Here is a 19,683-nt window from a genome sequence, read left to right on the forward strand (position 1 = left end):
CAAAAAATGCAAATAGTTAGCACCTGCGCTGTAAAATGTTTTTTATTTTAAAAATTCACTACTGGAGCGGATAGCTAAAATGTCGTTTACCATTCTCCCTTGGTCTGAGCTAGCACCACGATACGATGGGACTATTTTGCTGGGCAACGGCGCAAGCATCGCCGTCAGTCCTCGTTTTGCATATGGATCTCTGCTTGAATGCGTCACACAAAGAGAGAGTCTGGAGGCGGATGTACGCAAACTTTTTGATTTTTTTAATACTAAAGATTTCGAACTTATTCTGCGTATTGTTTGGCAGGCGTCTAACGTCAATAAATCTTTAGACATTGAGGATGCCCGTACCCATGAGGCGTACGTCCGGATACGTGAATGCCTTATTCAGGCTGTACGAGATGTGCATCCTGAGCATGATGAAGTTGATGAACAACTGCCATATATTTACGAGTTTCTGAAAAGATTCAATAAGGTTATTTCTCTTAACTATGATCTGATCGTTTACTGGACAATGACATATGGTTTAGATATCAACGATCATCATCGATTTAAGGACTGCTTTCTTGCCAGAGGTCGTTTTGAGCAGGATTGGCAACGGTTAAGAGGAATGCTTGGAAATGAACAATCTAACACGCTTGTTTTTTACCCACATGGCAGCCTCATATTGTGTCGAAATCGTATCGAACAGGAGAGTAAAATTCATATTCAGAATGCGGGCTTACTTGAATCGATTCTGAAACGTTGGCAAAGCGAGGAGGTCGTTCCGCTGTTTGTGAGCGAAGGAACGCATGAACAAAAAGTAAACTCTATTCAGAGCAGTTTCTATCTTTCAACGGTTTACCGGGAAGTTCTCGTCGAACAGTGTGAAAATCTTGTGATTCTAGGCTGGGGCATAGGCGAACATGATGTACATCTGCTAAAACGAATGGCTGGAGCGGGCATAAAGCGAGTCGCGGTATCCGTTTTCAGAAAAGACCAGGCGTATTGCAATAGAGCCAATCAATTAATCAAAGATAATCTTGGGCAAAATATTCTGATAGAGTTTTTTGACAGTGAAAGTCCGAGCTGCTGGAATAAGCCACCCGAAATTTGATGCAGGGACCCTAACCCTAACCCTAACCCTAACCCTAACTAGTAACGACGTAGCGACATGGCTAAAGTGGCGCGTTACTAGACTGTGTTCCTTATATAGATTTAAGTAGATTAAAATTATTATTTTTCAACTGGATACTTCAAACATTCGTTATGAGCATCTCGACATGGAATAGGAGCTGATTTTGTAAGTATCCCACCTAACCGGACAAGCCACTCTTGTCCTACAGGGGCTGCTAACGCATATACTTCAATAAGAGACTTACTTGTCAGGTTATTCTCAACAACAACTCTCTCTGACGTGGATTGCATAAGCACTATGGAATCCTTGCCCGTAATGCGGCCTGTGATCCGGCGCATCTTCATCCGCGCCTCCCAGACTAAGGGCAAGCGCATGCAACTGTCTGATATCTGATATGTCCAATAGAACGGGCGTTCAGCGCCACCATCGTGCCATTACCAACCCCGGCGAGTTGTCTGTCAAAGGGCCTGCCGACGCACAATCCGATGGTATGGTTATTGCTGAACGTCCCCAAGATGCGCCTTCTTCATTCCGGCCTACCTTTGGATGTGCAAGCAATTCCATCAACGGATCGTAGAATCGGATGGCGCGTGACAGATCATTGGTCCCTGGCATAATGTAAGAAAACATCTGCTCTCCTTTATGGAACTAGGGGAGAGAAGATAGCCTGCCTAAATCATGCAGGCTTTGTTTTTCATTCATCTGCTTTATGAGCCCAGGCGGGCATTGCCGTCAGGTAACGCTTTGCTCGCTTCCGAGCTTCCTCCGGGCCGACTTTTTGCCAGGAATCAAGGAAGCAGGCTAAACCTGATACCGCTTCTTCCCAGGGTTTGAGATTGCCGTTGCTGTCGCTGCAGTACGCACAATATTGATCACTGGCACTGTGTGCATCTGGTGCCGACATCGGCATCCCGCAAGCCTGACAGAACTGTTCATGTTGTGACATATGATGCTCCTTATGGTGACGTGCTGATTAATAAACATACAGAGTATGTATTGTGCAGGTGATGCATCAGATCAAAGCCAAGGCGAAGCCCCCGGTATCTCCAGTCAGAAATACCGGGAACCTGTTGTTACCTGGCGATGAGCGCGAACACGCCCCAGCCAAAGTATTCCCGCGCGTACGTTACGTGGCGTTTTGGCGAGATGTTTAGCTCGGCCCTGACTTCGGCGGCGAAGTCGTCGTCAGGATTGGCTTCCAGCCAGCGGCGCATGGTCAGCCATTTCGCGGCCTCATACCGGTCCCAGCCTTCCTGGTCCGCCAGTACCATTTCCACCACGTCGTAGCCGAGGTCGTCAAACGCGCTGATAAGCCCTGGAAGCGTCAGGAAATCGCTTGTCGAGCTGACGCCGCAGGCCTGGGCAATCTCGTCCGTTGCCGGAAGCTGACGCCAGTAAGGTTCACCGATGAGCATGATCCCGCCCGGTTTAAGGCTCTGCGCCAGCAGTTCGACTGACCCGGCAAAGCCTCCGGCAATCCAGGTCGCGCCGACGCAGGCTGCCACGTCACATTTTTCATTGGCGACGTAACCCGCCGCATCATTATGAATAAAATGTACGCGTTCGCTGACGCCGAGTTCTTCCGCGCGGTGTCTGGCCTGCGCGGTGAAGAGCGAACTCATGTCGATGCCAGTCCCCGTAATGCCATGATCCCGGGCCCAGGTGCAGAGCATCTCGCCCGAGCCGCTGCCGAGATCAAGAATGCGGGTGCCCGGCTTCATGCGCAGCACGCGACCCAGCGTGGCATACTTCTCTTCTGTGAACGGGTTGTGGATGCGGTGTTCGCTTTCACTGATGGTAAAAATACGTGGGATATCCAATTTGGAATTCCTTTTATTGCGTTGAGTATTAAGAGGAAGTTCCTCTGAGGCTTTTGCTTTTTCGGCTAGCAGAGCAAACAGCTTTCCTTCAAATGTTTCGCTGACTGGCCAGTCGTGGCTTTCAGGAGGAGGAAGCAGGTTAAATCCGGCATTGTCGAGCAGGCTGACGTACTCGTCATCGCGCCATGCCGTCATCTGGCTGCCGAAACGGGTGGTTTGGCCGTTTGCCTCTATGGCCCAGAACGTTGTTGAGCTGGTCTGGGCTTCTTCATCCCAGTCATGTTCAGTCAGCAGCAGATGAGGGACGCCCAGAAACAGCCCGTCCGGACAGCGTTGCCAGCTTGCTTCAGCCATTCCCTGACGTTTAACTTCGTCGAAAGTATGGACTTCAGTGAGCAGCCTTCCACCCGGCTCCAGCCACAGCGCGCATCGGCTGACGAGCGAGCGCGCATCTGCCGTGCTAAATACATTCAGTTCCCCGAACGTTATCATGATGAAATCGAACGATTTATCCGGCCAGTATGCGCGGATATCCTGCTGTACATAGTCGATATTCAAGCCGGCTTTCTGCGCCTGCTGACGGGCCCAGCTCACGGATGCCGGTGAGAAATCCACGCCGGTGCAGTGAAATCCGCGCTCCGCTAGGCGCTGGGTATACAAGCCGGGGCCGCAGCCGAGATCGAGGATATGTGCGCCAGGGGATAACTGGCTGGCGATCCACTCGACCTGCTGTTCAATGATGCCCTGCCTGCGGCTTGCCCAGTCGTGATCCTGCGACAAATGGTTCGCCAGCATGCGCTGGCTGAAGGCCGGCTCGTCCCAGGGGATTTTACTTTCCTCCGCTGATAGCTGGGTGTGCCGGGAAGCGGAAATAAGGGTGCTGATATCCATCATGCTCTCCTTAGCGGTTATCAAGCTGTGCGCGAACGTTATTGAGCCCGGTGGTGTTGATGCGGTACGGCTGACCGTTGACGGACTTGATCAGCTTTTTGGTTTTGAGTTTTTTGAAGGTGGCGAGGGTGCAGTCAGTGAGCAACAACCCTTCGCGGGTGTAGCATTCAACGGCGGTGACGCGGCCAGACGCATCGCGGACGTGCGCGATTCGGCCACCTTTGGCGAGAACGTGTAAAGTACGTTGTTCCTGACGGGATAAATTCATACTGGAAAACCTGTTTAATCATCATGTGCAAAACGTGCAAACACACCGCGGTGTCCGCATTCGATTTCGGCGCATTGATAATCAGTCCGGCCTGAAAAGGTCGGTAAGCTGATTATCGGATGATTACATTCTCCAGCATCAAAGCCTCGGGTTGAGTTGAAAGGTATTTACGGAGCGAATAATAACACGTAGTTTTAGCAGGGATATGTTTCAGTAGAAAAAGTGTGATGTACTTCGGAAATCGAACGCCAGCTCATTTACTGAAAAAAGGCAGGTGCACTGACGAATGCAGGTTTTAGTACCCCTTATATGGCCTCATTGGTTTTTCCCCTCCGGAGGTTATTCTCCTTTTGTTAAATCCAGAACATAAATATGCTCACCCTCTTCGATGCCTGAAAAGTTGAAGCCAATCCTGATAAGTAATTTTATTGAAAGGGTATTTTCCGGATTCACACCGGCTTTGATGAGTGAAAAACCGTTCTCTTTTATCCAGTCGATCGTGGCGGTAATTGCTTCAATTGCATATCCCTGGCGAGCATAAGCGGGACTGATGGTATAGCCGAGCCAAAACACATCGCATTGCTGACGTAAATAAATATCACCAATCAAAACCTGCGTCAGCTTGTTGACAATGGCCAATTGAATACCGCGAGCAGGTGTAAGAAATCCCAGCAACTCTGCTTCATAGTCCTCTTTTGTTAGCCCCTTAAATCCCTGATATTTCATCCACTCAGCATCATTACGATACACCATAAAACTTTCAATTTCGTATGACTGAAATGGTCGAATGATGCATCTTGACGATATTATTTGCATAAGGCTTCCTGTTTAGTGATTCTCCTGCCCCAGTCTCTGCGACTACAAGAGTTACCGCCTGACGCTATGCCCGACGGCTACTCTCTGACTATGTCCGGTGCGTCGCCGCTTTCATACACAACACGAAAACTGTCAGTTTGATGTTCAACCCTCATCGGCATAGAACACAAACGCCAGCTTATTCCCGTCCGGATCGCGTACATAGGCACTATGGAATCCCTGTCCGTATTGTGGCCTGTGCCCCGGTGTACCTTCATCCCTGGCGCCCAGACTGATAGCAAGTTCGTACAACTGCTGGATGTGTTCAAACGAGTGGGTATTCAGTGCGACCATCGTGCCATTACCAACGCTCGCTGGTTGCTGGTTAAAGGGCCTGCCGACGCACAATCCGATGGTATGGTTATTGCTGAACGTCCCCCAGGATGCGCCTTCTTCATTACGGCCTGCCTTTGGATGTCCAAGCAATTCCATCAGCGGATCGTAGAACCTTATGGCGCGCTGTAGATCGTTAGTCCCCAGCATCACGTAAGAAAACATAAACCCTCCTTAATCTCTTTTGCATTATTGCTCCTGGCAGCCTACCGGTGATACTGACTGCCCCTGGTGCTGCTTGCCCAGTTTAAGCAGACCGGAAACCAATAGATGACGGCTATACCGGCTAGCAGTGCCGCGTAGTGGAAGGTCATCCTGCCGCCAGCAGAAAGTAAATCCATCGAGTTGCATCACCGGAAAGAGTAAATGCGCTCTAAGCAAGAATACAGGCGGATATCGGTATCTCATAGGCCTGATAAAACTGTTCGTGCTATGTCATAACACGCACCTTCTGTCGTTTAATTGTCTACTAAATATACAGAATTGCTGCGCGGCGTTTAGCGGGTCAGATCAAGAGATGCTGCTGATAACATTATGAATATTGACTCAACTCATATGTCCAATGAATGCCGCTTTGATAGTCTTACTATATCTCTTTGGTCGTTGACAGGATTGTAACGTTGGAAATCTTTTTTTAACCAGCTGAAAAATAAATCTTAAATATTTTTCATACAAAAAATTCATGGTCCGTTCAGTACGGATCCGGTTTTGTATGGGTTAAAAAAGGTACGTTATGAAAGTTACATGGACCGTCACGCCTGTGGGGTATCAGCGCATCGCGAAACGATGCCCTTCTTGCAAGATTAAACGGGACTTCACTCCGTCAGGTGCATTTCGGGTTAATTCGCAAAAGAAGGTGCTGGACGTGTGGAGTATCTATAAATGCACACACTGTGATTACACCTGGAATATCTCACTGTTTTCGCGCCTGCTCGTCAGCAAAATCGACCGCCAGCTTTATCATCGGCTAATGACAAACGATGCCGCTACGGTACATCACTATGCAAGTGATATCGCGATGCTGAAGCGGAACAATGCAGAGCTATCGGGTCGGCCTGATTTTACCGTTCAGGAACGCTGGCCGGTAAGCATCACTGCCCACCAGCGGGTCCGCGTTAGTGTCAGGATTTCCCGTTCATTCCAGGTCAGCCTGTTGTCGATTTTGAAGCAGCAGCTCATGCTGAGCGCTGGTGAAATTCAGAGAAGGGTTGCAGTAGGGCATATAAGTGGAGTTACGCTGAAAATGCTTAAATCGAGAAAGCTGAAGGCAGCGGAATATCACTTCCAGATATCTGCGGAAACGATGTTCGCCCGGCGCAGGATCGTTCTGACGCATCGTTAAAAGTAAGAAGCTCATCTTGGGGTCGGTTGTGCCAGTAGGGTAATGGCTTAACAGAAGGACAGATTCAAGATGAGCTTCAGGTGAATTACATTACCTGTGACATAAGCTAAAGGCAGTGAGCAACTTAGGGGGAAATATGAATGAGCATGCGGTTCTGAAATTGCTTAATGAGCTGGATATATCTTTTCAGTACATATCACATCCGGAAGTGAAGATGGTCGCTGACCATGCGAGTTTTGCTGCGGAATTTCCGGCACAGCTGCTGAAGAACCTGTTGCTGAAAAATAGTTCTGGTAAGCATTTCTACCTGTATATTCTGGATGGCAATAAAAAGGCAGATCTTCGCGAGTTAGCGCTCCAGCTTAATGAATCGCGTCTGTCTTTCGCTAAACCAGACGAGTTAATAGAAATACTCGGTGTGGAACCTGGCGGGGTTACGCCTTTCGCTATTGCACATAACAAGGAGAGGGATATTCGAATTGTTATCGATTCTTCTGTATCAGCGAGTCGTTCACTGGGCTTTCATCCTCTGATCAACACCGCTTCGGTTTGTATTTCTAAAAAAGACTTATTGCGGCTACTGACATTTTTCAGTTATTCCCCTGTAAATGTTCAGACCGATAGCGTGCTCTTACTACTCGCGCGAACAACGGATGCGTTCTAATAGCCAGTCTTCGACTTCGCTTTGCTTCCAGCGGGAACTGCGGCCCAGCTTAATTGGTCTCGGAAACAGGCCATCTTTTATCAGCTTGTAAAACCATTTATCTGTCAGCCCCGTTAGCTTCGTGATGAACCGCATATCCACCAGTTGGTCATCTAGTAAAGAAATATGTTCTGTCATGATGCTGTCTTCCATTGTGGGTTTATCCTGAGCTGGTGGGTGATTGCTCGTTACCACCAGCCCTTCCACATCAATGGGTTGATACGTAAAAAAGTGCAGAACGTGAGCTACACCGTGCGAGGACGCCCCAGTCCGCTGGGCGGCGGTACCTCACTGGCTCCGTAGTGATAGTGACCGTGCTTTTGTTCTTCTTTGGCAAGGTAGCTGAGGATGTAGCGCAGGTTATCGATGGCTTCGGTATCATCGTAGTTCACCGGCTTATCAATACTGACGTCATAAGTAGGTTTGTATTCGCAGCGGTTGTAATAGCCTTCTCGTTGCGTTATTTCCCGCCATATTGTTCCAACTCTCTCAGCTATTGGGTAGGTAGCCTGGTTAAGGTGCCTGTCGAGATAGAACACGATATGGGCATGGCAGCCGTGGTCTACAGAGTTCTCGAGTACCCAGAAATACCCTGCCAGATTCGTGTGCTGCAGGGTGCGTTCAACCAGCATACGTACTTCTCGTTCGGTTTCGTTCCATGAATAATGTTTATAGCGTCCTGTACCTTTCTGATAGAACAGGTCGAGTCGGAGTGCCTGTATTCGGGAATATCGGTTCAGTAGTTGATTCAGGTGGTCATTGAGTAGAGACAGTAGAAACCAGTTCATCGTGTATCTGGAATTAAAAGGGTAAGGAGTGTGCATTGATTTATCCTTTGTCTGGTAGTGTTCAAAGGATTGGGATGAGATGTAATTTTTAAGAGAAGCGGGGATACGGCACATACAGGGAGCCGTGTATCCCGGGGAATACAACAGGGTTAATGATTGTGGGAAGGAGCTGTGAACAGGGTGGTATAGAAACAGGGAGTTCCCCTTAATTATACTAAAAACCCAAATGTTCGTATCAGCTGTTTAAGGATTCTAATGAGGTGAACAGAGGAGGATAGTAGAGTAAAAACTACAGTAATAATGCAGTAAAACATCAAAGTAATATCACAATAAAATCAGTAGGATATCAGTAATAAATCAGTCATTCCTCAGCCTGTGACACGTCTCTCTCCACATAAAAGATGTTCATGCTAATCTGTGTCCGGGAGCCAGAATTAGAGGGAAGAGACGATGTTGCATTACGATATGATCCGTTACGAGATCATGTATCTAAAAATGCTGGGAGCACTTTCCAACACTGATCACTCCTTACAGTTGAGTACTTATGATTCGCCAGATCAGTTTCGACTTTTAATCTCTCAGATCCTTGAACGGCATTTCCTGGGCGATCAGGACAGAATCAAAATTGGCCGGAAAACTCTTAAAGAATGGGCTGAGCTGCTACTCATTGATAAAGATTATTTTGATTGTTTCAAAGGTACACCAAGAGCATTGTGGTTTGCTCACCATTATATTTTTGAATACCCAGTATTATCTGCAGGGCTGACGCTTGGTGGGTTGGGGAATGACGTCGGTTGTTCAGGAAGTTTTAATTCTCTTTTAATGGATAATAATATCTTCACAAATCTTGATTTCCCTAATTTGAATATCGACTTGGACGATATCGATTGGGACCTGATAAAAAATCCACAGGCCACTACTTCGAAAAAACCGAAACGCGTTTTCTCCCGATTTTATCTGAACGCGGGAGCAAGTACCGATCTGTACAACCCCACCCCGGTAACTGAGCGTGAACTCATCAATGGTGTGATGAGATACATTGATGAAGCTCCATGCTCACTTGGAGATAAGATCTCTTATTTCAAAAAACTGCATGAGCGCTGGCTTGAGCAATATGATTTTTTTCTGACAGATTTTGACTGGATATCACGAGAAAATGAAACTCAGTTAGTATATCTCTGGGACTATCTCAAAGGAAAAGAACGAATAGCAGGCTATCTTCGCCCATATAACACGTCTATGCGTTATGACATGATTATTGCGGCTATAGATGTGTGGAACGTCCAACCTGAAGAGAAGCTGGAGTTTATTGAGAAGATGAAACATGCCTGGCAGTCATCAAAATCTTATCGGCGATCCGCTAAATAGCGTTGTGATCCCAGTGGTTTGTTGGTCTGATTTCTCAATGTTGTGATGAATCTGAGTAGACCTGGGGTCTTCTATCTATCTCCCTCTTTGTCCCGTTACGTATAGAGCACATACTTGTGAAAGATTACCATGGCGAGGTATGGACGATTACCTGGCTATTGGCGCGTGTATCTCTGGTACCAAGCAAACAACCTGCTGGATCTGAAGGTCAGCAATGAGCGAAGAGCAGAAGTCCGTAGTGGAGTCACCATGAATTTTGCTAACAATGACGTGTGTCAATCAACTGTGAACAGGTCAACCATGGTCTGGCTAAAGTGGATCGGTAATATGCAAATTTATTTAGGTAGATATAATAAAAAGTTCAACGGAATTCTATAATGTCTGTTGTTGTCTGAGGGCGGTTCTTTTAACCGCCTGCGATTTGTCTACGGTAGACGTATTGATATTATGCAGAACACCATGGCGAAGGTCGTCGGTGCCAGCTACGGGAAAGGGAGATCATCTTGTTCGTAAATATTGACTTCGACGATAAACTGGAAGCAGCCAGTATTTCGTTGGAAGGTTGGGCTCGGCCGCTTGTCGAATTCCTCGCACGGTATTTTACCATCCAGAAAGACATGCTTCGTCTGGACTACTCCCACCTATCAACTGAGAACCTCAGGTTTACGGATACGAGTTGGCCATATAATTCGCAAACTGAGCGTGAGCACTTTAGGGCCGAATTCGTGGCTGCGGCACAGCAAGGGCAGATAGCGCTGACCTTAAAAATTCTCGGACACGGATCCACGGGGATCGAGAAGTCGTCCTCTATCTTGGACCCAAATTCTTACCAGCGCGCTCAGGATATCTTCTGGAATGGCATACTTAATGGCGATCCCCCGAGCTTACGTGAAATCATTGTGGCGGAAATCGAGCCACGTGCGATTTGGGTTAAATGGTTACTCGCTAACCGTTCATATTCTCGGAATAAATATTTGGACGATCAACAGATCATGAATGCGTTGGTGGTCAATACGCCCGAGGAAGATTGCATCTATGTTCTTCAACTAGTCGACCCTCATCAGGGGGCGAATGCTTGGGCTTTCGAACAACTGGTCCAGCAGTATTGGCATCGTGTACGCGAATACTTGGAAAAAAATATCGACATGACGTCGGACTATTCAAACCGCGAAATGCTTGAGTTCGTCTCCTCTCTATTTGCGCATTCGCCGACTGTGCACACATCCCGGTGGGCTTGCGAACAGGTTTTTGAACGAGCAGACCCGTCAGTCTTTCCTAGGCTAATCCAACATTGCCGGGCGATATTGCCGGAGGATGTACGTAATCTGTTCCTGCGCTGGAACATCTGTCTGAAGAAAGAGAAGAATGACAATATCAAGGATTGCGTTGCCAAGGCCTTCTCTAGACTTACTACATTGTTCGTGGACACTATACCCTCGGACCTCGCACTTGCGGCGGCTTGGCACGGGTTTGGAGACCCAGCGCGGTCTAGTCAGCAAAGCGTCGTTGCCAGCCTCAGAGAATTGCCAGCCTCGGCTTGGGATCAAGAAACGCTGTGGACCCAACTGGGCCCGGCCGCCCGCGAGGCCTGGCGGCAGGATCTGTTCGATCAGGTGAATGAGGAACCTGAGTTAGCCCAGGGGCTCCTCAATTTTGCCTGCCTTTGGCTCGAGCAGACGGCATTCGCCGAAGTCGAGCCAGTGCTTTTGCGATTAATGGATGACGAGGAGCATCTAGCGTTTGCGAATCGGCTTGTTGGCACTCATGTACGGCAACTACAACTAAGGGGCAAGGGACTAGTACGGTCCAAGCAAGGAGCACTGGATCTGGAGGGGCCAGTTGGCAGGGGCGAGGGTGCTACCACGTTGCCTAGCATAGGAGCCCAAACTTGGCTGAGCGACCCTTCCGTGGAGCGTGTCATCCATAGGGCGCTTAGCCAGATTGAGGAAGCATTTTGTCGCCAATATCCGAAGACCTGGGGAGAGGACGAGGAGGTCCATACGGCGCGCCTCCTGGCTCTGACACAGGAGGCGATTGGCAACGCGAGCAGCCAGTTGCGCCAACTCTCGGTTACGACGCGGGCGACGTATCCGAGCCTGACAGTGAAGGTGCGTCAACCCAGCAAGCGAGAGGAAGGGGCGAACACACCCGCTGGGGCTCCGCTGGGGGCAGACGTGCTGTTCCTGAGCCGTATCGTGGACAAGGGGAAAACAGTGGTCCAGCGTGCGACTCTTATGCAGGTGAAAAAGCGCAAAGGCACTAATTCGGGACCGGCCTTCAGTTCGACGGTAGGCATCAACCTGAAGCAGTGCGAGGACATACTCAAGCAGTCAGAACACGCCTACTACCTATTCACGACTCCGGCCTCGCCTCGCCCGGTTCTCTGGGTTGCCCCAGCACGGCTCGTCAGAAATTTGACCCAATTGCACACGAGCAAATCTACGGTTTTGGCGATGCAGGTGCGCGACGCCAGCTGCTCCTACGCGGATTTTTTTCTGCACGAGCTTGTTGGCCTGTGGGCTGGCGACGAGCATGAGGACATCATCGCCGTCGCCAACGGCAATCCTCAGCTTGGGCGAACACCTCGCCACATTGTTGAAATCGAGGTTCGCCGCCAATCTAATTAATGCTTCGGGGAGAAATTTATGCTCCAACTATAGGGCAGGATCGTCTACCGAAACGGGGGTAGTCCAGTTTAATTGACCTACACCCCGTTGATTGCCACAGATTGTTCTCATTAACGTCCGCTCTTGGCACGAAGCGGACATCTTTCAGTTCTGGACCTCACAAGCTCCTTCACGTGTTAATCTAAAATTCCAAATTATTTCAGATAGATATCATCTCAGTGAATCCCCTCCTTTCTGACTGGATCCGGGATTTTTAATTTTTCACGCTGAGACTAATGTATGAATAAACCTGATGGCCTTCAGGCCCTTGAACAACCGCTCGCGTCGCTTCCGCACACGCTTCGCCAGCTTATTCTTGAACGTATCCAGAACCTGACCCACTACGAGCCGTTGATTGGCATCATGGGCAAAAGTGGTGCTGGTAAATCCTCTCTTTGCAACAAATTATTCCGGGGTGAGGTGTCCCCGGTGAGTGACGTGAACGCCTGTACTCGCGACGTACTGCGCTTCCGACTACGCAGTGGTAGTCACAGTCTGGTAATTGTCGATTTACCGGGTGTAGGTGAAAATGGGCGGTGGGATCATGAGTACCGAGCCTTGTACCGTCGTATGCTGCCGGAGCTGGACCTGGTGCTGTGGGTCATTAAGGCCGACGATCGGGCACTGACCGTGGACGAGCAATTCTGGCACGGCGTGGTGCGACCTTACAGGCAAAAGGTACTGTTTGTGGTTAACCAGGCCGACAAAATCGAACCCTGTCATGAATGGGATAGCGCGATCGGCACGCCCTCGCCACAACAACAGGTAAATCTTAAAGCGAAGCAGGCTGCAATTATGGCAATGTTTAAACCGCATCATCCGGTCTGTGTGGTGTCCGCCAGCACTGGATGGGGTATTGAGGATATGGTGGCAAACATGATGTGTTGTCTGCCTGACTGCGCCACCAGCCCGGTGGTGACACAACTGCAAGGGAGACTCTGCACAGAGCCGGTAAAGTCGCAGGCCCGTGACAGTTTCGGTGAAGCTGTGAGCCGGGTTTTTGATACGGCTGAGTCATCGTCGTTCCTGCCTGCATCGCTGAAAACGGTGATTCGTACCGTGCGTGATGTGGTGGTGTCCGTCGCCCGTGCCGTCTGGGACTGGATTTTCTTCTGAAACCAGACTTTATACTCCTCCCGGTCAACCGTGGGCATGAGCCTCATTCCCAGACCCACTTCTTTTAATCAGAATGCCCCGTTGCCCCCGCTTCGTGGCACCAGATACCTGAGTCCCTGTTATGTCACACATTTTCCCCAAAAGGGATGACAACCCTCGCCCTTATTAATAGAATGTAACGATCGATATCTATTTTATCGATCGTTATTATCGATCAATAACTGAATGCATCAGCTCAGTCTGCAGCGCGCCAGGTACGCCATTGTGGGCGCTGACTCCGGCTTTTCTGAAATGGCTAAGGAATGAAAAATGAAAATGAGGTTTGCAGTTTTTGCGCTGGTCTTCAGCGTCAGTCTCAGTACCGCGGCCCGGGAACGGGCCGATATTCCGGCGAACACTATCTGGTCGTTTAAGGACCCTGGTGGTCGGGTGTTATGGGATGTCTGTGGTGGAAAACAAAGCTCCTGCACCATCGTGTTGGCGGCAACGAACAGGGTGGCCATCGTTAATCGTAAATCTTCTAACGGCTGCGCCCTGGGGGATTTTTACGTGGTGGGCAAACCCGAAAAAGCCTGGAACCAGTACGACACGGGAACCTGCAGCAGCAATGCTTACTTCAGTCAGGGGACCATGAACAACGGGCAGTACCGGACTATCGATGTCCGTCTCAACGGGGAACTGGTAAAACGATTCCCGGTGGAATACTGGTCGCTGGTTAAATCCTTTTCGGGTAGCAACCGGCCAAAATGGAAGGACAAGACGACAGACAGATAAGAGCGTTGATGAAGTGAAATAAGGTCGCCCGGGTTCCCGGAGCGCTTCAGCGCGCCCTGACGGATGCCCCTCCCTCTGATATTAATGAAAGGAAATCACTTATGCGTTTATCTCATGCCGCCCTGGCGGTCGTTATGCTGGCCTCAGCCTCCGTTGCACAGGCCATCCCCAATATGTGGAGCAGCGGCTTCGCTCAGGGGGTGACCGAATACATCATCACCAGTCCGGAGAAAGTGGTCTTTAATCTTAACTGCACTACCAGCCCCGATAAGCAGAATGTGCTGCAGCACAGCGTATACCTGACCCTGCCCGACGGTACCTTGCTGAATTCTCACGATGACGGAACCGACATCACCGTGGTGATGGATAACAGCCAGTATCCGTTACCGTCATCCCTGGGCTGGCGAAACGGTGATAATGCCTGGGTGTCATTTATTGACGCACTGGGGAAGGCAGCGAATTTTGATGTTTACGTCAACGATAAAAAAGTCGGCACTTTCAGTCCGGGTCTGAAGAATACGCAAAAAGAGCTGTCTGACCTCAGTGAGTGCCGGACCACACACTACAGCGATTAGTTACTTACATTTCAGACCTCTCCACCCCGCTACACACCAACACCAGATAGCAACAGGCCATGCTCCTTCGGGAACATGGCCTTTTTTGTTTTTATTTCATTATCAGATAAGGAGTTAGCCATGCGATTAGCCAGCCGTTTTGGCCGTATAAACCAGATACGCCGTGACCGGCCTCTGACCCATGAAGAACTGATGAGTCATGTCCCCAGCGTGTTCGGGAGTGACAAACATGAATCTCGTTCAGACCGTTACACCTACATCCCTACCATTACCATTCTCGAAAGCCTGCAGCGTGAAGGCTTTGAGCCGTTCTTTGCCTGCCAGACGAAGGTTCGGGACCAGAGCAAGCGGGAGCACACCAAACACATGCTTCGCCTGCGTCGTGCCGGTCAACTGACCGGGCGTCAGGTACCGGAAATCATTCTTCTCAACAGCCATGACGGTTCATCAAGCTACCAGATGCTGCCGGGGCTGTTTCGCGGCGTCTGTACCAACGGACTGGTTTGTGGTCAGTCATTTGGCGAAGTGCGGGTGCCGCATAAGGGTAATGTTGTCGAGAAGGTGATTGAGGGGGCTTACGAAGTGCTCGGGGTGTTTGACCGGGTAGAGGAGAAGCGCGATGCAATGCAGTCACTGGCGCTACCTGTACCCGCTCGTCACGCACTGGCGAATGCTGCACTGAAGTATCGATTTGGTGAGGACTACCAGCCGGTCACGGTATCGCAGTTGCTGACCCCACGTCGCCGGGAGGACTACAGCGATGACCTGTGGACCGTATACCAGCGCGTGCAGGAGAACCTGATGAAAGGTGGATTGTCGGGGCGAACAGCTCAGGGGAAAAGCAGCCGCACCCGTGCTGTTACCGGTATTGATGGCGATGTGAAGCTCAATCGCGCCCTGTGGGTAATGGCAGAAAACATGCTCGCGTTTTTCGAGCGTTAAACAACCGTTCCGGCATAAGGAGATAGTTTAATGGATACACACAACCCTGAGTTCGCTGAGCAGGCAGCAATTACTGCCTCGGTGGTCCCTGACGAGCTACGCATCGGCTTTTGGCCGCAGCACTTTGGCTCCATCCCACAATGGATAACCCTTGAGCCCCAAATCTTCGGCTGGATGGATCGCCTGTGCGCTGATTACAGCGGCGGCGTCTGGAGCTTTTACACACTCAGCAATAGCGGTGCATTTATGGCTCCGGAGCCTGACGGTGAGAAATGGATGTTGTTCAACCCGATGAATGGCAACGATGCGGAGATGAGCGGAGAGGCTGCCGGTATAGCAGTCTGCCTGATGGCTTACAGCCACCACGTCTGCCGCACCGAGTGTGACGCTATGACTGGACACTATTATCGCTTACGCGACTACGCGCTAAACCATCCGGAATGCAGCGCCATTATGCATCTTATCGACTAAGGAATGCCTGACATGAATACTGTATTATCCCTGGAGTCATCGCAGCCTGAACTCTTTCCGCTGGCGGTTATGGCCCAGCATGGTTGCCTGCTCCCCGCGACCTCCGGATTGACACCTTATTCCCAACGGACCATTCGACGTGCTATCAACCTGCTGGATAAATATCTGCGCCAGCCCGGCATGTCCTTTACCTCAAGCACGGCTGCCCGTGACTGGCTTCGGTTACAGCTGGCAGGACAAGAACGAGAAGTGTTTATGGTGCTCTATCTCGATAACCAGCACCGTTTACTGGAGAGTGAAACGCTATTTGCCGGTTCGGTTAACCATGTCCCCATCCCCGTGAGGTGGTGAAGTCAGCGCTTCGCTTCAATGCTGCTGCTGTTGTGCTGGCGCATAACCATCCATCCGGTGATCCGGAGCCCAGCCAATGTGATCGCAACATTACGGGCAGGCTTAAAGAAGCGCTGGCACTGGTTGATGTGAACACTCTCGATCATCTGGTTATCGGTTCAGATGGAATTGTGTCGTTTGCAGAGCGAGGCTGGATATGAGGGCACTTCAATGAAATCTACTGACTCAGAGAACGATTCATTTCTCAAGTGGGGTCTGAATCGTAATGTAACACCTTGCTTTGGCGCTCGTCTGGTACAGGAGGGAAACCGGCTGCACTATCTGGCTGACCGGGCCAGTATCACCGGTAAGTTCAGCGAAGCAGAATGTCTTAAGCTGGATGTGGCATTCCCACATTTTATCAGCCAGATGGAGTCGATGTTGACTACTGGTGAAATGAATCCTCGCCATGCCCACTGTGTCACCCTGTACCACAATGGTTTCACCTGCGAAGCCGATACCCTTGGCAGTTACGGCTACGTATACATCGCCGTTTACCCCACTCAACGTTAACTAACTCCACAAGAGCAAATATGAAAACTCTACCTGCAACAACTCCGCAGGCGGCGAAGCTATGTCTGTCGCCCGTGGCATTGTGGCAAATGCTGCTTGCACGCCTGCTGGAACAACATTATGGCCTGACACTCAACGACACGCCATTCAGTGATGAAACGGTAATTCAGGAACATATCGATGCCGGTATATCTTTGGCCGATGCCGTTAATTTTCTGGTGGAAAAGTACGGGCTGGTGCGTATTGATCGCAGGGGATTCAACTGGCAAGAACAGTCCCCATATCTGCGGGCGGTCGATATTCTGCGGGCGCGACAGGCAACTGGTTTATTAAAAAGAAATCGTATTAGCGCGGCACGGTGAACATTGGGAATAGCCTCCCTGATTCACATTACAGTCTTACTTATTTACTCACTCCAAAAAGCACCTGCCGATGCTGGTTGGTGCTTTTACTTATATGGACGAAACATCATGCAAATTGAAGCTGTAATTTTAACTGGGCACATTATCGCAAGCACAATCCGGGAATGCTGGGCCGTCGTTGTTGATGGTTTTGACGCATACTACGAACAAGCTTATGATCCAGCATAATTTCTTTTCCTCATGAAGGGACGGCTATGGGCAACAGAATGTGGATGATCCGTGGTGACGGCGGCAAGCTCTATGACGATTTTCGCGATAAGCAAATTGTAGGCATCGGCTGGTCTCAGCTGGCTCCATTAGTCAAACACGGCCTGTCCCGAGCTCAGTTACTCGCCTTATACCAGGAGGCAGATCCATTAACAAAGCTGGGAACTGCGCGTTCTGGTGCATCGCAGGTCTGGCGTTTTGTGAACGAAATCCAAAAGGGTGATTGGGTTATTACCTATTCGCCAGCCAACCGTACTTATCTGCTAGGTAAAGTTACATCTGATTTCCAGTACCACCCTGAATGGGTGGAAGAGGGGATGGGAATCGCTCGACAGGTAAAATGGAATACTGAAGAAATCGATCGCGATCGATTGTCTGTTGCTACCAAAAACACATTGGGCTCCACGCTGACGGTTTTCCAGCTTCCAGAATATGCTCTAGAAGAGCTTTTGCAGGATAAGAAACCCACTGCAGATGTAATTACTCAGAATCCAATTGTAATAGATGAAGATGAGGTCGTTTCTGATCCGCTCCGCGATATGGAAATGCTGGCGTTTGAGGGTATCAAAGATCGCATCAACTCTCTTGATTGGGACGAGATGCAAAATCTGGTTGCCGGAGTTTTACGCAGTATGGGCTATAAAACGCAGGTTTCACCAGCGGGAGCCGATCGGGGTAAAGATATCATTGCTTCACCTGATGGATTCGGCTTTGAAAATCCACGTATTATCGTTGAGGTAAAACATCGCAGGGAGCAAATGGGAAGCCAACAGATCCGTAGCTTTATTGGCGGTCGCCATAAAGACGATCGCGGGCTTTATGTCAGTACCGGTGGTTTTACAAAAGATGCTCGCTATGAGGCCGATCGTTCGACGATACCACTGACGCTATGGACGCTTGATGATCTCGTCCGTGCTCTTATTGAGAACTATGAGCAAGTCGATATCGAGACCAAACTTTTGGTGCCTCTGAAGAAAACTTTCCTACCTGCCTGAACCTTGCTTTGATAGCCATATCGGTGTTCTACTGATATGGCTTTATACCCATTAGTAAGGTCTATTTTTTATACGGATTTTAACTTGTGGGTACAAGTGCGGGTATAACTATTTATCCCTGCCTATAAACTACATTGATATCAGTCTATTAGGTGTGTAATTCGAGTCCGGCCTTCGCACTCACCCTCTAAACACCTCCTTCCTGCGCCACTCCACAAACCCTTCTTTTGGATAATTCTCGCGTATCATCGGTAGAGCAATCTCCTTCCCGGAAAAATCCCAGAATAGTCTGCCTACTATGCCGCTGCCATTTACTGCGGGTGACACCTGAACCCGCATACTCTCATCCAGCCCAATCGAACCTTTATCAAAGGCTTTATGGTGGATTGCGCACAGCGCAAGGCCGTTTGAAATCTCGCACGGGCCGCCGTGCTGTTTCCATTTGATATGGGCGGCTTCAAGCGCAACCGAAGTGCTGTCGTGGCGCATATTGAAGCCACAAATGGCGCATTCATAGTTATAGGCACGCAGAACCTGCTGGCGGAACAATGGGTCCCGCTGTTTGCGGTTTTGCAGGATATCAAACCCCAGTTCATTCGCGATCTCTTCCTGGATGCTTTCGGTGAAGTGAGCCTCGAGAATTTGCTGTGCCAGGGTGTTAATGAGGGTGTTGCTCTTTTTCAGCAGGGCAAAATGCTGTTCATCAAAGCCTCCGGCAACGTTATGCGTCACCAGTTCTCCGGCAGGGGGCTGTTTGCTGCTGCCGGACGTTGAACAATGCTCGGCGTTTTGTAGCTCCCAGAACCCATCTCCCTGTAAGCGCCAGAAGGGCATATCCGGGCGGTACTGCGCGCGCTGTGGTCCAAATCGCTCCAGCAGGCTATGCAACGGGTCGCGAACTTCCGTACCGTAGTCAAACAGGCGACCGTGACCCTGCTGATAACCCGCCAGCACATGAAGCAGCAGTAGGGGCTTGTGCGGCGCGCGCTGCTCGCCTTTACGCCAGATGGTGATGTCGTCAATTGCCTGTTGCAGGGTTTTACTGGAACTCATTGATTTCATTATCAGGTAAATAATTGCGATGATGCTCGCAAAATATTACCTGATCAAGAGGAGTGAGGCCGATACACTATCGA

Annotated in this window: 21 protein-coding genes and 2 pseudogenes; 14 read left to right on the top strand and 9 right to left on the bottom strand. The window is 49.8% G+C overall.

The genetic code is table 11. The features are described from left to right. Positions 1-79 precede the first annotated feature (79 nt). Positions 80-1,087 (top strand): DUF4917 family protein, encoded by a 1,008-nt coding sequence (locus OGV80_RS01235; protein ID WP_096927839.1) that lies wholly within the window; start codon positions 80-82, stop codon positions 1,085-1,087. Between the two features lie 279 nt (positions 1,088-1,366). On the opposite strand, the pseudogene OGV80_RS01240 reads toward OGV80_RS01235, so the two are convergent. The 6 genes and pseudogenes from OGV80_RS01240 to OGV80_RS01265 form a co-directional block, all read right to left on the bottom strand. Beyond that, positions 1,367-1,738 (bottom strand): annotated as a pseudogene (locus tag OGV80_RS01240) (VOC family protein). A gap of 64 nt (positions 1,739-1,802) precedes the next feature. Further along, positions 1,803-2,054: a zinc ribbon domain-containing protein gene (locus OGV80_RS01245; RefSeq protein WP_000077643.1), complete on the bottom strand. Its 252-nt coding sequence runs from the start codon at positions 2,052-2,054 to the stop codon at positions 1,803-1,805. A gap of 127 nt (positions 2,055-2,181) precedes the next feature. Continuing rightward, on the bottom strand, positions 2,182-3,822 hold the full coding sequence (locus tag OGV80_RS01250) for a class I SAM-dependent methyltransferase (protein ID WP_286513307.1): 1,641 nt from the start codon (positions 3,820-3,822) through the stop codon (positions 2,182-2,184). Between the two features lie 7 nt (positions 3,823-3,829). Beyond that, positions 3,830-4,087 carry a YjhX family toxin gene (locus OGV80_RS01255; protein ID WP_004131894.1) on the bottom strand — a complete coding sequence of 86 codons (258 nt, stop codon included), beginning with the start codon at positions 4,085-4,087 and terminating at the stop codon, positions 3,830-3,832. A 339-nt stretch (positions 4,088-4,426) separates the two neighbouring features. Beyond that, the gene (locus tag OGV80_RS01260) at positions 4,427-4,903 is read right to left on the bottom strand and encodes a GNAT family N-acetyltransferase (protein ID WP_286513310.1); all 477 of its coding nucleotides are present in this window, start codon (positions 4,901-4,903) and stop codon (positions 4,427-4,429) included. A 144-nt stretch (positions 4,904-5,047) separates the two neighbouring features. After that, positions 5,048-5,440, bottom strand: a complete 393-nt coding sequence (locus OGV80_RS01265; protein ID WP_000493336.1) for a VOC family protein — start codon at positions 5,438-5,440, stop codon at positions 5,048-5,050. Positions 5,441-6,008: 568 nt separating this feature from the next. On the opposite strand from OGV80_RS01265, the gene OGV80_RS01270 reads away from it, so the two are divergent. Next, on the top strand, positions 6,009-6,617 hold the full coding sequence (locus OGV80_RS01270) for a DUF1062 domain-containing protein (protein WP_286513312.1): 609 nt from the start codon (positions 6,009-6,011) through the stop codon (positions 6,615-6,617). 136 nt (positions 6,618-6,753) lie between these two features. Continuing rightward, positions 6,754-7,281, top strand: a complete 528-nt coding sequence (locus OGV80_RS01275) for a YbaK/EbsC family protein (RefSeq protein ID WP_252029444.1) — start codon at positions 6,754-6,756, stop codon at positions 7,279-7,281. On the opposite strand, the gene OGV80_RS01280 is transcribed toward OGV80_RS01275, so the two are convergent. Then, positions 7,252-7,458: a helix-turn-helix transcriptional regulator gene (locus OGV80_RS01280; RefSeq protein ID WP_286513410.1), complete on the bottom strand. Its 207-nt coding sequence runs from the start codon at positions 7,456-7,458 to the stop codon at positions 7,252-7,254. The two genes, OGV80_RS01275 and OGV80_RS01280, sit on opposite strands and share 30 nt — an antisense overlap. A 107-nt stretch (positions 7,459-7,565) precedes the next feature. Beyond that, positions 7,566-8,144 (bottom strand): YagK/YfjJ domain-containing protein, encoded by a 579-nt coding sequence (locus OGV80_RS01285; RefSeq protein ID WP_353654544.1) that lies wholly within the window; start codon positions 8,142-8,144, stop codon positions 7,566-7,568. A 414-nt stretch (positions 8,145-8,558) separates the two neighbouring features. On the opposite strand from OGV80_RS01285, the gene OGV80_RS01290 reads away from it, so the two are divergent. From OGV80_RS01290 to OGV80_RS01340, 11 genes and pseudogenes are all read left to right on the top strand, one after another. After that, the gene (locus OGV80_RS01290; RefSeq protein ID WP_286513317.1) at positions 8,559-9,476 is read left to right on the top strand and encodes a hypothetical protein; all 918 of its coding nucleotides are present in this window, start codon (positions 8,559-8,561) and stop codon (positions 9,474-9,476) included. Between the two features lie 503 nt (positions 9,477-9,979). After that, positions 9,980-12,103 carry a hypothetical protein gene (locus tag OGV80_RS01295; protein ID WP_286513319.1) on the top strand — a complete coding sequence of 708 codons (2,124 nt, stop codon included), beginning with the start codon at positions 9,980-9,982 and terminating at the stop codon, positions 12,101-12,103. A gap of 279 nt (positions 12,104-12,382) precedes the next feature. Next, positions 12,383-13,258 carry a GTPase family protein gene (locus OGV80_RS01300; RefSeq protein ID WP_286513323.1) on the top strand — a complete coding sequence of 292 codons (876 nt, stop codon included), beginning with the start codon at positions 12,383-12,385 and terminating at the stop codon, positions 13,256-13,258. A 309-nt stretch (positions 13,259-13,567) separates the two neighbouring features. Then, a complete protein-coding gene (locus OGV80_RS01305; protein ID WP_286513326.1) occupies positions 13,568-14,032 on the top strand; it encodes a hypothetical protein in 465 nt (154 codons plus the stop codon). Positions 14,033-14,133: 101 nt separating this feature from the next. Further along, on the top strand, positions 14,134-14,607 hold the full coding sequence (locus tag OGV80_RS01310) for a YfjT/YkfB family phage-associated protein (protein WP_176489195.1): 474 nt from the start codon (positions 14,134-14,136) through the stop codon (positions 14,605-14,607). Positions 14,608-14,727: 120 nt separating this feature from the next. After that, a complete protein-coding gene (locus tag OGV80_RS01315; protein ID WP_265824448.1) occupies positions 14,728-15,549 on the top strand; it encodes a DUF932 domain-containing protein in 822 nt (273 codons plus the stop codon). Positions 15,550-15,579: 30 nt separating this feature from the next. Then, complete coding sequence (locus OGV80_RS01320) at positions 15,580-16,020, top strand: antirestriction protein (protein WP_001616563.1); 441 nt, start codon at positions 15,580-15,582, stop codon at positions 16,018-16,020. Between the two features lie 12 nt (positions 16,021-16,032). Further along, positions 16,033-16,571, top strand: a pseudogene (gene radC, locus OGV80_RS01325) (RadC family protein). A gap of 10 nt (positions 16,572-16,581) precedes the next feature. Then, complete coding sequence (locus OGV80_RS01330; protein WP_053274373.1) at positions 16,582-16,923, top strand: type IV toxin-antitoxin system YeeU family antitoxin; 342 nt, start codon at positions 16,582-16,584, stop codon at positions 16,921-16,923. Between the two features lie 20 nt (positions 16,924-16,943). After that, on the top strand, positions 16,944-17,285 hold the full coding sequence (locus tag OGV80_RS01335) for a TA system toxin CbtA family protein (RefSeq protein WP_286513338.1): 342 nt from the start codon (positions 16,944-16,946) through the stop codon (positions 17,283-17,285). A 272-nt stretch (positions 17,286-17,557) separates the two neighbouring features. After that, positions 17,558-18,547, top strand: a complete 990-nt coding sequence (locus OGV80_RS01340) for a restriction endonuclease (protein WP_502873986.1) — start codon at positions 17,558-17,560, stop codon at positions 18,545-18,547. Positions 18,548-18,727: 180 nt separating this feature from the next. Here OGV80_RS01340 and OGV80_RS01345 read toward each other — a convergent pair whose 3' ends face one another. Beyond that, positions 18,728-19,600, bottom strand: a complete 873-nt coding sequence (locus OGV80_RS01345) for a phosphorothioated DNA-binding restriction endonuclease (protein WP_286513349.1) — start codon at positions 19,598-19,600, stop codon at positions 18,728-18,730. Positions 19,601-19,683 lie beyond the last annotated feature (83 nt).

This window comes from Citrobacter sp. Ce119 (genome assembly GCF_030334525.1).
GTDB lineage: Bacteria > Pseudomonadota > Gammaproteobacteria > Enterobacterales > Enterobacteriaceae > Citrobacter > Citrobacter europaeus.

Coding starts and splice junctions, on each gene's coding strand:
- OGV80_RS01235 (WP_096927839.1), top strand. CDS start 80: ATGTCGTTTACCATTCTCCCTTGGTCTGAGCTAGCACCACGATACGAT.
- OGV80_RS01245 (WP_000077643.1), bottom strand. CDS start 2,054: ATGTCACAACATGAACAGTTCTGTCAGGCTTGCGGGATGCCGATGTCG.
- OGV80_RS01250 (WP_286513307.1), bottom strand. CDS start 3,822: ATGATGGATATCAGCACCCTTATTTCCGCTTCCCGGCACACCCAGCTA.
- OGV80_RS01255 (WP_004131894.1), bottom strand. CDS start 4,087: ATGAATTTATCCCGTCAGGAACAACGTACTTTACACGTTCTCGCCAAA.
- OGV80_RS01260 (WP_286513310.1), bottom strand. CDS start 4,903: ATGCAAATAATATCGTCAAGATGCATCATTCGACCATTTCAGTCATAC.
- OGV80_RS01265 (WP_000493336.1), bottom strand. CDS start 5,440: ATGTTTTCTTACGTGATGCTGGGGACTAACGATCTACAGCGCGCCATA.
- OGV80_RS01270 (WP_286513312.1), top strand. CDS start 6,009: ATGAAAGTTACATGGACCGTCACGCCTGTGGGGTATCAGCGCATCGCG.
- OGV80_RS01275 (WP_252029444.1), top strand. CDS start 6,754: ATGAATGAGCATGCGGTTCTGAAATTGCTTAATGAGCTGGATATATCT.
- OGV80_RS01280 (WP_286513410.1), bottom strand. CDS start 7,458: ATGACAGAACATATTTCTTTACTAGATGACCAACTGGTGGATATGCGG.
- OGV80_RS01285 (WP_353654544.1), bottom strand. CDS start 8,144: ATGCACACTCCTTACCCTTTTAATTCCAGATACACGATGAACTGGTTT.
- OGV80_RS01290 (WP_286513317.1), top strand. CDS start 8,559: ATGTTGCATTACGATATGATCCGTTACGAGATCATGTATCTAAAAATG.
- OGV80_RS01300 (WP_286513323.1), top strand. CDS start 12,383: ATGAATAAACCTGATGGCCTTCAGGCCCTTGAACAACCGCTCGCGTCG.
- OGV80_RS01305 (WP_286513326.1), top strand. CDS start 13,568: ATGAAAATGAGGTTTGCAGTTTTTGCGCTGGTCTTCAGCGTCAGTCTC.
- OGV80_RS01310 (WP_176489195.1), top strand. CDS start 14,134: ATGCGTTTATCTCATGCCGCCCTGGCGGTCGTTATGCTGGCCTCAGCC.
- OGV80_RS01315 (WP_265824448.1), top strand. CDS start 14,728: ATGCGATTAGCCAGCCGTTTTGGCCGTATAAACCAGATACGCCGTGAC.
- OGV80_RS01320 (WP_001616563.1), top strand. CDS start 15,580: ATGGATACACACAACCCTGAGTTCGCTGAGCAGGCAGCAATTACTGCC.
- OGV80_RS01330 (WP_053274373.1), top strand. CDS start 16,582: ATGAAATCTACTGACTCAGAGAACGATTCATTTCTCAAGTGGGGTCTG.
- OGV80_RS01335 (WP_286513338.1), top strand. CDS start 16,944: ATGAAAACTCTACCTGCAACAACTCCGCAGGCGGCGAAGCTATGTCTG.
- OGV80_RS01340 (WP_502873986.1), top strand. CDS start 17,558: ATGATCCGTGGTGACGGCGGCAAGCTCTATGACGATTTTCGCGATAAG.
- OGV80_RS01345 (WP_286513349.1), bottom strand. CDS start 19,600: ATGAGTTCCAGTAAAACCCTGCAACAGGCAATTGACGACATCACCATC.